The organism is Yinghuangia sp. ASG 101, from assembly GCF_021165735.1.
In the GTDB taxonomy this organism is placed as follows: Bacteria; Actinomycetota; Actinomycetes; order Streptomycetales; family Streptomycetaceae; genus Yinghuangia.
In genome coordinates, this window is the sequence record NZ_CP088911.1 from 4,505,946 (window position 1) to 4,521,232 (window position 15,287).

Consider the following 15,287-nt stretch of genomic DNA (forward strand, 5'->3'; position numbering starts at 1 on the left):
TGAGGCCGCGCCCTCCTTCGCGGGTGTGACTCCGATCGACTGAATCTTGTGGTGAGAGCGGCGGGCCGCCCGTTTCGGGGCGGCCCGCCGCTCTTGTGTGTTCCTGTGCACTTTCCCGCCGTCTTTCGGATTCGCTCCGGTGTTCGAGGCGCGCGACGCCGGTTCATATCCCGTTTCCGGAGCGCTGGAACCGTTTTCGATGATTGCCCGATTCACGGCAATGCGCGAGTATTTTATGCATATTTATATATGATCATGACGAATACCGTGGTGTGTTCTTGATCATTTGCATACACTCCCATCACGTCGTAAAAGATCGTCTAGCGCCCGTCTGAGCAGTCAGTCCGAATCATCCCTCGCGATGGAGGACGCATGTCCGGGCTCCAACTCACCGAACTTGCCACTGTTTCCGCAGCACCCGGGACCCCCGAGGTCACCGGAAGCGATCTGACGTACGTCGTGGTGGTCGCGGTCATCGCGCTCGCCGCCCTCGGCGTCGCGGCGGCCCTGGTACGCCAGGTGCTCGCCGCCGACGAGGGCACCGAGAGCATGAAGCGCATCGCCGGCGCGGTCCAGGAAGGCGCCGCGGCGTATCTGGCCCGCCAGTTCCGCACCCTGGGCCTCTTCGCCGTCGGGGTGTTCTTCCTTCTTCTCCTGCTCCCGGCCGACGGCTGGGACGAACGCATCGGCCGTTCCATCTTCTTCCTGGTCGGCGCGGTCTTCTCGGCGATCACCGGCTATACCGGCATGTGGCTCGCGGTGCGCAGCAATGTGCGCGTCGCCGCCGCCGCACGCGTCGGGGGGGCCGGGCCGGAGGCCTCGCACGCCGCGATGCGCATCGCCTTCCGGACGGGAGGCGTGGCCGGCATGTTCACCGTGGGCCTCGGCCTGTTCGGCGCGGCCCTCGTGGTGATCATCTACCGGCAGGACGCGCCGAAGGTGCTGGAGGGCTTCGGCTTCGGTGCCGCGCTGCTCGCGATGTTCATGCGGGTCGGCGGCGGCATCTTCACGAAGGCCGCCGACGTCGGCGCGGACCTGGTCGGCAAGGTCGAGCAGGGCATCCCCGAGGACGACCCGCGCAACGCCGCGACGATCGCCGACAACGTGGGCGACAACGTCGGCGACTGCGCGGGCATGGCGGCCGACCTGTTCGAGTCGTACGCCGTCACGCTCGTCGCGGCGCTCATCCTGGGCAAGGCCGCGTTCGGTGACGCCGGGCTGGTGTTCCCGCTGCTGGTGCCGGCGATCGGTGTGGTCACCGCGGTCATCGGCATCTACGCGGTGTCGCCGCGCCGGGGGGACCGCAGCGGCATGACCGCGATCAACCGCGGGTTCTTCCTGTCCGCGATCATCTCCCTCGTCCTGGTCGCGGTCGCCGCGTTCGCCTACCTGCCCGACAAGTTCTCCGAGCTCGACGGCCTTTCGGCGACCACCGGCACCGGCCGGGACATCCTCGAACACTCGGGTGACCCGAGGGTGTTCGCGCTGGTCGCGGTGTTGATCGGCATCGTGCTGGCGGCCGTGATCCAGCAGTTGACCGGATATTTCACCGAGACGTCGCGGCGCCCGGTCCGGGATGTCGTCAAGACGTCGCTGACCGGTCCGGCGACGGTGATCCTGTCCGGGATCTCGCTCGGCCTGGAGTCGGCGGTGTACGCGGCGGTCCTGATCGGCATCGCGGTCTACGGCGCGTACCTGCTCGGCGGCGGCATCATCATGCTCGCGCTGTTCGCCGTCGCGTTGGCCGGCACCGGGCTGCTCACCACCGTCGGCGTGATCGTCGCGATGGACACGTTCGGCCCGGTGTCCGACAACGCCCAGGGCATCGCCGAGATGTCGGGCGACGTCGAGGGCGAGGGCGCGCAGGTGCTCACCGACCTCGACGCGGTCGGCAACACGACCAAGGCCATCACGAAGGGCATCGCCATCGCGACGGCCGTGCTCGCGGCCACGGCGCTGTACGGCTCGTATCGCGACGCGGTGGAGACCGCGCGGGCCGAGGTCGGCGAGCGGGCCAACGCGAGTATGTCGAGACTGGAGGGCTTGTCGTTCAGTCTCGACATCTCCCAGCCGAACAACCTGTTCGGCATCGTGCTGGGGGCCGCGGTCGTGTTCCTGTTCAGCGGTCTGGCGATCAACGCCGTCTCGCGGGCGGCGGGCGCGGTGGTGTTCGAGGTGCGCGAGCAGTTCCGTACCAAGCCGGGCATCATGGACGGTTCGCAACAGCCGGAGTACGGCAGGGTCGTGGACATCTGCACCCGCGACTCGCTGCGCGAACTCGCGACGCCGGGCCTGCTGGCGGTGATGGCGCCCATCGCGGTGGGCTTCGCGCTCGGCATCGCGCCGCTCGGGGCGTTCCTCGCGGGCGCGATCGGCGCGGGCACGCTCATGGCGGTGTTCCTCGCGAACTCCGGTGGCGCCTGGGACAACGCCAAGAAGACGATCGAGGACGGCACCTACGGCGGCAAGGGCAGTGAGGCGCACGCCGCCACCGTCATCGGCGACACCGTGGGCGACCCGTTCAAGGACACGGCCGGCCCGGCGATCAACCCGCTGCTGAAGGTCATGAACCTGGTCGCGCTGCTCATCGCCCCCGCGGTGGTCAAGCTGACCATCGGGGCGGACGCCAGCGGCGCGCTGCGGGCGGCCATCGCGGTGCTGGCGATCGCGGTGATCGTCGTGGCCGTGTGGTTCAGCAAGCGCAAGTCGATCGTGGTCGGCACGCCGAACAACGACGAGCCCAAGGAGCCCAAGGAGGCGGAACCGGTGGGTGGTTGACGCCACCGGCGGCCACCGCCGCACGGCGGCGTACGGCATCGTGCCGGCACCCGGAGCACCCGGGCGTGACCGGAGGGCGACGCGAGATCCCGCGTCGCCCTCCGTCCGTTCGGTGTGCCACGCTTCGGACTTCCCGAGCGGACACGGAGACGAAGCGTGGCACGGAAGATACCGGCGAAACTCCCGAAGGCCGCCGCGGTCGCCGCGGTGCTGGCCCTGGCGGCGGCCTGTGGCGGCGGTGGCGGTGACAGCGACGGCGACAAGAAGGCGCTGGAGGCCTGGGCCGCGAAGGTCTGCGCCGCGGACGTCACCCGCAAGATCGACGAGTCGCAGGCGGCGCTCAACGACATATCCCTGGTCATCAACGGAGAGACACCCGAGGCTCTCAAGGCGCGCCTGGTCGCGGATGTCGTCATGCTCGCGGACGCCAACAGCACGCTGGCCACCGCGCTCGACGCGGCCGGTGATCCGAAGGTGAAGGGCTCCGACGAGCAAATCCGTTTGGTGGGCGAGGATTTGGACGCCACCACCAAGGGCTGGAACGCCGTGAAGGACCAACTGGACGCGCTGCCCACCGAGGACCAGAAGGCGTTCGCCGACGGCTTGGCCGCGCTGCAGTCCGGCATCGCCGGCTCCGTGACCAGTTCCCACGCGGCGCTGGAGAAGCTGCACACCGGCCGGCTCGGCCAGGCCCTCGCCGCGGTCCCCGGCTGTGCCGGATCCGCCTCCGCGCCGCCGGCGTCCGCTCCGCCCGCGGCGTCGCCGTCCGAATCGGCGCCCCCCGCGCCGGAGTCCCCGGTGGCGACGCCCTCCGGTTCCGCGTCGGCCTCGTCCGACGACACGGCGTCCGCGTCCCCGTCGTCGTCCGGTTCCGGTTCCCCGTCGGCGGAAGCCTCCGGCTCGCCGTCGTCCACGGAGTCCGACACGCCGACCTCGGATCCGTCGGAGTCGTGACGCCCGGCGACCGCCGTCCGGGCGTCCGTGCCGCGGGTCGCCCGCGTCCGGCCCGCCGCCGGGCAGGATGGTCCCCGTGACGATGCACGACTCCTCCCAGGTGGCCCGGCTGCGTGACGCGCTCGGTGCCGCGGACTACACCGTCGACGGCTGTCTCGACGCACTCGGCCGGCAGGCGTACGGCGCCCTCTCGCGCAGCGAGGTCGTCCCCGCGCTGCGGGCCCTGCGCGGCGACGACGGGCCGCTCGCGACGCTCATCGGGTTGTTCCTGCTGCAATCCCCGGTGCCGTACGCGCACGCCCGCGCGGCGCTGCCGCTCGACGAGGCGGTCGCGGGCGGGCTGGTGGTGCGCGACGGCGACGAGGTGCGCGCACTGGTCGACATCCGGCCGTACGGCGAGGCCGACACCGACTGGTGGGTGGTCTCGGATCTCGGCAGCGGCATCGGCGGTGTGTCCGGCCCGGTGCGCCCCGACCACGTGCTCGGCATCGGCGGCGCGTCGACGACGCTGGCCGGCATCACCGTCCGCGAACCCGTCGACCGCGCACTGGATCTGGGGACCGGTTGCGGTGTGCAGGCGCTGCACGCCGCGCGCCACGCCCGAGCGGTGACCGCCACGGACGTCAACCGCCGCGCGCTCGACCTCGCCCGGCTGACGATGGCGCTGTCGGGCGTCGCGAACGTGGGGTTCGCCGAGGGCAGCCTTTTCGAGCCGGTCGCGGGGGAGCGGTTCGACCTCATCGTGTCGAATCCGCCGTTCGTCATCTCGCCGGCCGGCCGCTACACCTACCGCGACGGCGGGCTGCACGGCGACCAGTTGTGCGAGCACCTGGTCCGGAACGTCCCCGACCGCCTCGCCCCGGGCGGCACCTGCCAGCTTCTCGCCAACTGGCAGCACGTCAAGGGCCAGGACTGGACGGAACGGCTGCGCGACTGGCTGCCGTCCGCGGGCTTCGACTCGTGGGTGGTGCAGCGCGAGGTGCAGGACCCCGCGCAGTACGCCGAGCTGTGGCTGCGCGACTCGGGCGACCACACCGGCCCCGACTACGCGGCCCGGTACGACGCGTGGCTGGAGGCGTTCGAGGAGGACGGCGTCGAGGGCGTCGGCTTCGGCTGGATCGGCATCCGGCGCACCGACGGCGCGGACGCGACCGTGCGCGTCGAGGAGTGGCCGCACCCGGTCGAACAACCGCTCGGCGCCGAGATCGCGGCGTGGTTCCGCCGGCAGCGGGCGCTGCGCGGCCTCGACGACGCGGCGTTGCTGGAGACCGCGTTCCGCCTGGCCGCACACGTGGTCCAGGAGCAGACGGGGCAACCCGGGGCTGAGGATCCCGAGTACGTCGTACTGCGTCAGCAGCGCGGCATGTGCCGGGCCGACCGCGTCGACACCGTCGGGGCGGCGCTCGTGGGCGCGAGCGACGGGCGGCTGACCGCCGGGGCGATCGTGGACGCGATCGCGGAACTGCTCGGCGAGAGCAGGACGGCGTTGCGCTCCGCGGTTCCGGAGTCGCTGCGCGCGTTGGTCGCCGACGGCTTCCTGCTGTTCCCCGACGATCCGGGCGCCGGGTGGCGGCCGTGAGGGGAGCGGCTGCCGTGTAACGGTCGTCACCGCGTGCGTCCGGGGCGGTCGCCGTACGCGGGCCTCGGCGGCGCGCCTGGGCGGCTTCGCCGCAATAAATGGGTAAATCAGAATTTATCGCCACGGTTCTTCCCGAAAACGTGTCTGTTTTGCCGTAATGATTCCCTGTTGGCGCCCCTCGAGGGGCGGATGGTTGGCGGCCCGGGAAGCGGGAACGGTCGGGTGCGCGTTACCGTTCCAGTGGCGTCGGGGCGTTCCGTGTCGTATACCGGGCAGGGCCGGTTTGACATCGGGGGCTGGGATACGGTCACACTCCGCCACACGACAGCTACCGTCCCCGATGGCTTCCGCCGTCCCCGCAACGCCGCAGCAGCGACCTGGAGAGAAGAGCGAAGGTGTCCCCGAGCAGCGAGACCGCGCGCGAAGGCAGTCGACTCGTCATCGTCGAGTCGCCCGCCAAGGCGAAGACGATCAAGGGCTACCTCGGGCCCGGCTACGTGGTCGAGGCCAGCGTCGGTCACATCCGCGACCTTCCGAACGGCGCCGCCGAGGTCCCCGCCGCCTACGAAGGCCAGCCCTGGGCGCGCCTCGGCGTCAACGTCGACGCCGACTTCGAGCCGATCTACGTCGTCAACAGCGACAAGCGCCAGCAGGTCGCCAAGCTCAGGAAGCTCCTCAAGGAAGCCGACGAGCTGTTCCTCGCGACGGACGAGGACCGCGAGGGCGAGGCCATCGCGTGGCACCTCCAGCAGGTCCTCCAGCCCAAGGTCCCGGTGCGCCGGATGGTCTTCCACGAGATCACCAAGGACGCCATCCGGTCCGCGGTCGCCAACCCGCGCGAGCTGAACCAGCGCCTGGTCGACGCCCAGGAGACCCGGCGTATCCTCGACCGGCTCTACGGCTACGAGGTCTCGCCGGTCCTGTGGAAGAAGGTCGGCCCCAAGCTGTCCGCCGGCCGCGTGCAGTCCGTCGCGACGCGCCTGGTCGTCGAGCGCGAGCGTGAGCGCCGCGCGTTCCGCTCCGCCTCTTATTGGGACGTCCTCGGCACCTTCGACACCGGGCGCGCCGGAGACGCCACCGACCCCCGTACGGTCAACGCGCGCCTGGTCGGGCTCGACGGCAGGCGCGTCGCGACCGGCCGCGACTTCGGCCCCGACGGGCGGCTCCGCAACCGCGACGTCCTGCACGTCGACGAGACCGCGGCCCGCGCCCTCGCGGCGGCCCTCGGAACGGCCGACTTCGCGGTGCGCGCGGTCGAGCGCAAGCCGTACCGCCGCTCGCCGTACGCGCCGTTCCGCACCACCACGCTCCAGCAGGAGGCCTCGCGCAAGCTGGGCCTCGGTGCCAAGGCGACCATGCAGGTGGCCCAGAAGCTGTACGAGAACGGCTTCATCACCTACATGCGAACCGACTCCACCACGCTGTCCGACACCGCCGTCGCCGCCGCCCGCGCCCAGGTGCGCGAGCTGTACGGCGCCGAATACCTCCCGGACGCGCCCCGGTCGTACGCGGGCAAGGTCAAGAACGCCCAGGAGGCGCACGAGGCGATCCGCCCCTCCGGCGACCGCTTCCGCACCCCCGCCGAGACCGGCCTCACCGGCGACCAGTTCCGCCTGTACGAGCTGATCTGGATGCGCACCGTCGCCTCCCAGATGAAGGACGCCGTCGGCCAGTCCGTGACCGTCCGCATCGGCGGCACCGCGGCCGAGGCGGAGAACCTGCCCGGGCGCGACGCCGAGTTCACCGCGTCCGGCAAGATCATCACCTTCCACGGCTTCCTCAAGGCGTACGTCGAGGGTTCCGACGACCCTGATGCCGAGCTGGACGACCGCGAGCGCCGCCTGCCCATGGTCGAGGAGGGCGACCCGCTCACCGCGACCGAGCTGACCCCCGAAGGCCACGCCACCAAGCCGCCCGCCCGCTACACCGAGGCGTCGCTCGTCAAGGAGCTGGAGGAGCGCGAGATCGGCCGCCCGTCGACCTACGCGTCGATCATCGGCACCATCCTCGACCGCGGCTATGTCTTCAAGAAGGGCACCGCGCTGGTCCCCTCCTTCATCGCGTTCGCCGTCGTCGGCCTCCTGGAGAACCACTTCGGGCGCCTGGTCGACTACGACTTCACCGCCAAGATGGAGGACGACCTCGACCGGATCGCCCGCGGCGAAACCCAGGCGGTGCCGTGGCTGCGCCGCTTCTACTTCGGCGAGGACACCCCGGACGGCGGCGACCACCTCGAAGGCCTCAAGGCGCTGGTGACCGACCTCGGCGCGATCGACGCCCGCGAGGTCAACTCCTTCCCCGTCGGCGACGGCATCGTGCTCCGCGTGGGCCGCTACGGGCCGTACGTCGAGCAGGGCGACAAGCGCGCGGACGTGCCCGCCGACCTGCCGCCCGACGAGCTGACCGTCGAGAAGGCCGAGGAACTGCTCGCCAAGCCGACCGGCGACTACGTGCTCGGCACCGACCCGGCGACCGGCCACCAGATCGTCGCCAAGAACGGCCGCTACGGCCCGTACGTCACCGAGGTCCTGCCCGCACCCGAGGAGCCCGCCGCGCCCGAACCCGCCCCGGACACCGACGCGGGGGCGGCGAAGACGGCCGCACCGAAGAAGACCGCCAAGAAGACCACCCGGAAGACCGCGAAGAAGGCCGCCGCCAAGGGACCGAAGCCGCGCACCGCGTCACTGCTCAAGTCGATGTCCCTGGACACCGTCACGCTGGACGACGCCCTCAGGCTGTTCTCGCTGCCGCGCGTGGTCGGCACCGACCCGCAGAGCGGCGAGGAGATCACCGCGCAGAACGGCCGCTTCGGCCCCTACCTCAAGAAGGGCACCGACTCGCGGTCGCTCGAAACCGAGGAGCAGCTCTTCACCGTCACCCTCGACGAGGCCCTGGCCATCTACGCGCAGCCGAAGAAGCGCGGCCGTGCCGCCGCCAAACCGCCGCTGAAGGAGCTGGGCACCGACCCGGCCAGCGGTCAGCCGGTGGTCGTCAAGGACGGCCGGTTCGGCCCGTACGTCACCGATGGTGAGACCAATGCCACGCTGCGCGTCGCCGACAGCGTCGACGCGATCACGCCCGAGCGCGCCTACGAACTGCTCGCCGAGCGGCGCGCGCAGGGCCCTGCACCCAAGAAGCGGGCCGCCGCCAAGGCTCCGGCCAAGAAGGCACCCGCGAAGAAGACCGCCGCCCGCAAGAAGGCACCGGCGAAGAAGGCCACCTGAGCCACACGATCGCCCGGGCCGTCGGACACTTGTCCGGCGGCCCGTCGGCGATCCGGCAGCTCCGGCGCACGTCAGGACCGCCCAGGCCGACAAAACGGCCCCGAACGCCGACGAAATCGCCGAAAAGAACGTCGTTTCCCCGCCCCGACACACGGCTAGGGTTGAGCGCATGACGCACGCCGAGCAGCACAAACCCGAGGCGGCCATACCGCCCCGGGCCCCGGAACCCGTCACCGGCATCGGAGGGGTTCTCAAAATCGCTCCGTACCGGCGCTTCTGGACCGCCGTCGCAGCGTCCACACTCGCGGACTGGCTCGGCCTGCTCGCGCTGACCTCGGCCGCGCTGTGGACGGTCGACGGCGACTACCTCGACTTCGCGGCGGCCGTCGCGGCGGTCTTCGTGCTGCGCCTGCTGCCGGCCGCGCTGGTGGCACCGCTCGCGGCGCAGATCGTCGACCACCTCGACCGGCGCTGGACGATGGCCGTCTGCGACGTCGTCCGCTTCGGGCTGATCGTCTCGGTGCCGTTCGTCGGCCAGTTGTGGTGGATCCTCGCCGCGACGGCCCTCGGCGGTATCGCCGGCGCGTTCTGGGGGCCCGCGCGCGACGCGACGGTGCCCAACCTCGTGCCGCGCCAACGCCTCGCCACCGCCGCACAGTTCAACCTGGTCACGGGCTACGCGGCGGCCCCGGTCGCGGCGGCGCTGTTCATCGTCCTCGCGCTCGTCACGCGGCTGCTCGCCCCGTCGTTCACGACGTTCGACGACAATCCGTCCGACCTCGCGCTGTTCGTCACCGCGGCGGTCCACCTCGCCGCGGCGGTGTTCGCGTACCTGCTGCGCATGCCGACGCGCGGACGCTCGGTCGTCACCCGGCGGGCCAACCCGGTGATGGTGCTCGCCGACGCGCCCCGCGTGTTCGGCCACTCGCGCACCGCCCGAGGCCTGACCCTGGGCCTGCTCGCGCTGTTCCTCGGCGGCGGCGTCCTGGTCGGCCTCGTCCCGCTCTACACCGCGGAGCTGGGCGCCGGCAACGCGGCGTACGGCACCGTGTTCCTGACACTGCTCGCAGGCGTCGCGGTCGGGCTCATGAGCGGTCCGAAGGTGCTCCCGTCGTTCAGCCGCCGCCGCCTCTTCGGCCTGGCGGTGGTAACGGCCGGGCTCACCCTGGCGCTGACCGGCGCGCTGGCGAACGTCGTCGTCGCCGTCGTCCTCACCGCGCTGCTCGGTGTGCTGAGCGGCATCGCGTGGGTCACCGGCTACACGCTGTTCGGTCTGGAGGTCGGCGAGGAACTGCGCCCGCGCGCCTTCGCCTTCGTGCAGGCGGCGGTCCGCGTCATGCTGCTGGTCGGGCTCGCCGCGGGCTCGCTGGTCGCGGGCTCGATCGGCCTGCACACATGGACCGCCGACCGCTACGTGTTCACGTACAACGGCTCCGCGCTGACCCTCATGGGGGCCGGTGTCCTCGTCGTCCTGTTGGGCTTCGTCGTGCTGCGCGCCGTCGACGACCGGCGCGGCACCCCGCTGGTGCGCGACCTCGTCGACTCGGCCCGCAACACCGACAGCGTCGGCGGCCGTCCCAAGGGCGCCACCGGCTTCTTCATCTCGCTCGAAGGCGGCGAGGGCGTCGGCAAGTCCACGCAGGTCGAGGCCCTGGCGTCGTGGATCCGCAGCAAGGGCCACGAAGTCGTGGTGACGCGCGAGCCCGGCGCGACCGAGATCGGCAAGCGCCTGCGCGCGATGCTGCTCGACATCGGCAACACCGGCATCGACCCGCGCGCCGAGGCGCTGCTGTACGCCGCCGACCGCGCCGAGCACGTCGCCACGGTCATCCGCCCGGCCCTGGAGCGCGGCGCGATCGTCATCACCGACCGCTACATCGACTCGTCCGTCGCCTACCAGGGCGCGGGCCGCGAGCTGGGCACGCGCGAGATCGCCCGCGTCTCCCGGTGGGCGAGCGACGGGCTGCGGCCCGATCTGACGATCCTGCTCGACCTGGACCCGGAGGTCGGCCACAGCCGCTTCACCGAGGCACCCGACCGGCTGGAGTCCGAGCCGCAGAGCTTCCACCACCTGGTCCGCAGCGCGTTCCTCGACCTGGCCGCCGCCGACCCGGACCGCTACCTCGTCGTCGACGCCTCGCAGGAGCCGGACGCCGTCACCACCGCGATCCGCCACCGCCTCGACCGCGAGCTGCCGGTCTCCGAACAGGAGAAGCGCCAGGCCGAGGAGCTCGCGCGGCGCGAGCGCGAGGAAGAGGAGCGCCGCAAGGCCGAGCGCGCCCAGGCCGAGGCCGAGAAGCAGGCGCTCATCGCCCGCCTGCGGGCCGAGAGCGAGGAACGCCAGCGCTACGTCGAACAGGCCCGGCTCGCCGAAGAGGCCGCGCGTCGCGCGGAAGAGGAGCGGCTGCGCGCCGAGGAGGAGGTCCGGCGGCGCGCGGAGGAGCAGGAGCGCCTGGCCGCCGAGGCCGTCCGCTTGGCGGAGGAGGCCAAGCGCCGTGCCGAAGAGGACCGCGTACGCCTCGAAGAGGAGGCCGCCCGCCGCGCCGCCGAGCAGCGTCGCCTGGAGGAGGAGGCCGCCCGCCGCGCCGAGGAGGCCCGCCTCCGGGCCGAGGAGGAAGAGCGCATCCGCCGCGAGCAGGCGCGCCGCATCGAGGAGGAGGCCGCGCTGCGCGCCGAGCGCGACCGCGTCGCGGCCGAGAAGGAGGAGGCCGCCGAGGCCGAGCGCCGCCGGCGGGCCGACGAGGAGCGCCGCCGCCGCGAGGAGGAGGCCGCGGCCGACATCAAGCGCCGCCGCGACGAGGCCGCCCGCCGCGCGGAGGAGGCCAAGCGCCGCGCGGAGGAGCGCGAACAGGCCGAGGAAGTGCTGCGGCTCGCCGAGGAGGAGCGCCGCGCGGCCGACGCGGAGGCGGCACGCGCGGTCGTGGCCGCGGCGGCGGCCCAGGCACGCGCGGCCAAGGAGGCGGCGGCGCTGGCCGCCGAGGCCGCGGACGAGTACGACGGCGGAGACACCTCGGACGACGGGGACACCGGCGGCGGGGGCACGCCGACCGGCGCCGCGCGGCAGACCACCGAGTCGGCGTCCTCCGCCCGGACCCAGGTGGTGTCGGTGGTCGAGCCGGACACCGCCGAGCTGAAGGTCGTGTCCGTCGTCGAACCCGACACCGCCGAGCTGGAGATCGTGCGGCAGCGCCCGGTCGAGGAGCCGCCGCCGGGGTCGGAGGACGACACCCAGCAGATCCCGAAGGTGACCCTCGACGACACGCGCATGATGCCGCAGCGGGAGGCGCCGGGCGACGCGGACGACGCCTCCGGGCGCGCGCTCGCCGACGACCTCCTCGGCTCGTGGGGGGCGGACGAAGCGCCCGCGGGCGACGCGGAGCCCGCGCGGGAGAAGTCGGCGCGGCGCGGGCGGTGGCGGCGCAAGCCGTGAGTCGGGCGCCCCGGCGATGCCGCCGCCGGGCGCCGGGCACGCCTGACGGCGCCTGAGCACACCCGTGCGGTTCCACGACCCGACACGGAGCCGCCCCCGCCCGTACGCGCATCGGCGCGTACGGGCGGGGGCGGCTCCGTCGTTGTTCGGCACGCGCCGTACGGGCCGGCTCTCGCCGCGGCGACGGTGTTCGCGGCGTGTCCGGTCCGCCCGGTACCGTCGGGGGCGAAACGCCGTCGGGCGCCCGCTGCCGCTCCCCGCCCGCCGGCCGACGCCCGACCAGCCGGCAAGGAGACCGTCACGTGACCGTGTGGGACGACCTGGTCGGACAGGACCGCGTCGTCGGCCAACTGCGCTCCGCGGCCGTCGCCGCGCGGGCCGTGCTCGCCGGCGACGCCGTCGGCGGCATGACGCACGCGTGGTTGTTCACCGGCCCACCCGGTTCCGGCCGGTCGTCCGCCGCGCGCGCCTTCGCCGCCGCCCTGCAATGCGTGAGCCCCGACCTCGCACTCGGCGGCGACCCGGGCTGCGGGTACTGCGACGGCTGCCACACCTCGCGGACCGGGACGCACGCCGATGTCGACGTGGTCGGCACCGAGCTGCTGTCCATCGGCGTCAAGGAGACCCGCGACCTCGTGCGCCGCGCCGCGATGTCCCCGGCGGGCGGGCGGTGGCAGGTGATCGTCCTGGAGGACGCCGACCGCCTCACCGAGGGCGCCGGCAACGTCCTGCTCAAGGCCATCGAGGAGCCGGCCCCGCGCACGGTGTGGATGCTCTGCGCGCCCTCGGTCGAGGACGCCCTGCCGACCATCCGCTCGCGCTGCCGCCATGTCGCGCTGTGCACGCCCCCGGTCGCCGCCGTCGCGGACATGCTCGCGCGTCGCGACGGCGTCGATCCGGCGATGGCCGCGTACGCCGCGCGGGCCACCGCCGGGCACATCGACCGGGCCCGCCGCCTCGCCACCGACGAACAGGCGCGGCAGCGCCGGGCCGAGGTGTTGCGGCTGCCGCAGCAACTCGCCGACATCGGCGGCTGCATGGCCGCAGCGCAGCGCCTCGTCGACGCCGCGGCGGCGGACGCGAAGGAGATCACCGCGCGGCTCGACGCCCGGGAGACCGAGGAGTTGCGCAGCGCGCTGGGTGCCACCGGCCCCGGGGGGCGCCTGCCGTCCGGCACCGCGGGCGTGGTGAAGGAGTTGGAGGGGCGCCAGAAGAAGCGCGCGACCCGTACCCAGCGCGACTCCCTCGACCTGGCCCTGACCGACCTGGCCGCCTTCTACCGCGACGTGCTCGCCGTGCAGTTCGGCGCCCAAGTGGCGCTGGCGAACGAGGAGATGCGCCCGGTGCTGGAGGGTGTCGCGCGTGCGTCGGCGCCCGAGGCGACGTTGCGCCGCATCGAGGCGATTCTCGCGTGCCGGAGGGCGATCGACGCCAACGTGGCGCCGCTGCTCGCGGTGGAGGCGATGGCGTTGGGCCTGCGGGCCGGCTGACCCGGACGGCGGTCCCGGTTCCGCCGGTCGGGCACGGCATGTTTCCTTGTCACCGCCCGAACGGGCGAAGAGGGGGAACCCAGAGCCGTGTTCGCTGCGTCGACGTGGGAGAGTTCCCAGGGCGGCCGGCGGTCTCCGCGGCCCCCCGACCCCAGGCGTTTCGCTCTCATTGCTCTCGTCTGTTTGACCATGCCCACCAATTGCCAAGGACGGTGCGAGTCGGTGCGACCGGTGACACGGAAGGCGCTCAGGACCCTGCTGATCGCGGTGACGTTGGGCTGCGCGGTCGCGCTCTTCGTCCGGGCGCGGCGCGCGGCGCCCCGGGGCGAGCACCAGCCCGTTCCGGTACGGGACTTCACCGAAGGGCCGGAGCGGCCGGAGCGTCCTGCCGACACCGTCGGACGGGCGGCCGGGACGGGCGTCGGCACGGCGCTGCCGGCCGCGTCCGGGCGTTCCCGCGCAGAGGAGCGCGCGAGCGCTCCGCCGCCGCGTCCGGCGGACGGTCCCGCGCGGCCGACGCCTCGGGCCGACGCGGTGTCCGGCACGTCCGGCATCGTGCCGCCCGCTGACGCCCCGCCCGCGGAATCCGCCGCGGTCGCCGCGGACGTCGTCGAGATCGCCCCCGACCGCGCCGGAGCGGAGGAGCGCCCCGAGAGCAGGCGTCGCGCGCGCGTCGTCATCGGCGTCACGGCGCTGGTGTTCGTCATCGTGGCCGCCGTCGTGGGGGCGATGGCGTTCGACAGCGCCGACAGTGACGACGGCGCGGGCGGCACGACCCCTGCCGGGGCCGCGAGTTCGGCGCCGACGCAGCGTTCCGCGACCGGGGCGACCGACACGTTCGGCCCCCTGCCGCCGCAGAACTTCGCGTCGGAGGGCACGCGTTCGGGCGGGTCGCTCAACCACCTGCTGCTGGACGGCCGCCGCTCGGGTGTCAGCGCCGATGTGTGGGTGTGGCTGCCGCCGCAGTACCAGCGCGACGACATGCGCGCGAAGCGGTTCCCCGTTCTCGTGGTGCACTCCGCGTACCCCGGCATCGGCGAGAACTCGCTGCTGGGCAGCGATTTCGGGCTGCTCGACAAGATCACCAGCGGTATCGCGAGCGGCTCCCTGCCCCCGTTCGTCGTCGTGGCCCCGGAACTGACGTCGTATCAGCAGTCGGAGCTGGACGCGGCCTCGACGCCCAAGGCCCTCGACACCGAGTGCAGCGACATCCCGGGTCATCCGCGCATGGCGACGTTCCACAACGAGGACGTGCGCGAAGCGGTCGCCGCGACGTTCCGGGTCGCGACCGACCGTTCCTCGTGGGCGCTGCTCGGCGAGGAGTCCGGCGGCCTGTGCGCCACGAAGTACGCGCTGCAGTACCCGCAGTACTACGCGACCGCCGCGAGCCTGTCGGGCGGTACGACGCTGCGCTCGCCGCTGTGGCCCACCGACGCGGGCGTCCGCGAGCCGGAGGAGCCGGCCGCGCTGCTCGCGGCGCATCCCGACGTGAACCTCCTGCTGGTCGACCCGACGTCGGACACCGCCGGGCGCCAGGCGTCGACGGCCTTCAAGAACGCCGCGCAGCCGCCGACCATCGTGGAGACCACGACCAACAGCTCGTCCGACACCTCGCGGCAACTCCCGGCCGCCCTCGCGTTCTTCGAGCGCAACGTGACCGACTCGACGCTCGCCTCCGGGGACGGGTCGGGCTCGTCGGGCTCGACCCAGGGCAGGTCGACCCCGACCGGTACCGCCCCGGGGGCCACCGCGACCGCCACGAAGCGCACGTCAACCTCCTGACGTGCGAAGGCGGTTGCCCGCGGCGGTGGGACGGGCGCCGCGGCCCGTCC

At 72.9% G+C, this 15,287-nt stretch carries 7 protein-coding genes; all 7 read left to right on the forward strand.

Annotated elements, in window-relative coordinates:
- Window positions 1–372 precede the first annotated feature (372 nt).
- The 7 genes from LO772_RS19300 (at window position 373) to LO772_RS19330 (ending at window position 15,237) form a co-directional block, all read left to right on the forward strand.
- On the forward strand, window positions 373–2,778 hold the full coding sequence (locus LO772_RS19300; RefSeq protein ID WP_231773269.1) for a sodium-translocating pyrophosphatase: 2,406 nt from the start codon (window positions 373–375) through the stop codon (window positions 2,776–2,778).
- 156 nt (window positions 2,779–2,934) lie between these two features.
- Entirely contained in the window at window positions 2,935–3,732 is a 798-nt protein-coding gene (locus LO772_RS19305) for a hypothetical protein (RefSeq protein ID WP_231773270.1), read from the forward strand.
- Between the two features lie 67 nt (window positions 3,733–3,799).
- The gene (locus LO772_RS19310) at window positions 3,800–5,311 is read left to right on the forward strand and encodes a DUF7059 domain-containing protein (RefSeq protein WP_231773271.1); all 1,512 of its coding nucleotides are present in this window, start codon (window positions 3,800–3,802) and stop codon (window positions 5,309–5,311) included.
- A gap of 395 nt (window positions 5,312–5,706) precedes the next feature.
- Window positions 5,707–8,535 (forward strand): type I DNA topoisomerase, encoded by a 2,829-nt coding sequence (topA, locus tag LO772_RS19315; protein WP_231773272.1) that lies wholly within the window; start codon window positions 5,707–5,709, stop codon window positions 8,533–8,535.
- Window positions 8,536–8,704: 169 nt separating this feature from the next.
- On the forward strand, window positions 8,705–11,965 hold the full coding sequence (gene tmk, locus LO772_RS19320) for a dTMP kinase (protein ID WP_231773273.1): 3,261 nt from the start codon (window positions 8,705–8,707) through the stop codon (window positions 11,963–11,965).
- A gap of 302 nt (window positions 11,966–12,267) precedes the next feature.
- Window positions 12,268–13,455 (forward strand): DNA polymerase III subunit delta', encoded by a 1,188-nt coding sequence (locus LO772_RS19325; protein WP_231773274.1) that lies wholly within the window; start codon window positions 12,268–12,270, stop codon window positions 13,453–13,455.
- A gap of 231 nt (window positions 13,456–13,686) precedes the next feature.
- Window positions 13,687–15,237, forward strand: a complete 1,551-nt coding sequence (locus tag LO772_RS19330) for an alpha/beta hydrolase-fold protein (protein WP_231773275.1) — start codon at window positions 13,687–13,689, stop codon at window positions 15,235–15,237.
- Window positions 15,238–15,287: the final 50 nt, after the last annotated feature.

What these genes read in the sequence shown, in the direction of transcription:
- LO772_RS19300 (WP_231773269.1), top strand. Translation starts at nt 373, where the DNA reads ATGTCCGGGCTCCAACTCACCGAACTTGCCACTGTTTCCGCAGCACCC.
- LO772_RS19310 (WP_231773271.1), top strand. Translation starts at nt 3,800, where the DNA reads ATGGTCCCCGTGACGATGCACGACTCCTCCCAGGTGGCCCGGCTGCGT.
- tmk (WP_231773273.1), top strand. Translation starts at nt 8,705, where the DNA reads ATGACGCACGCCGAGCAGCACAAACCCGAGGCGGCCATACCGCCCCGG.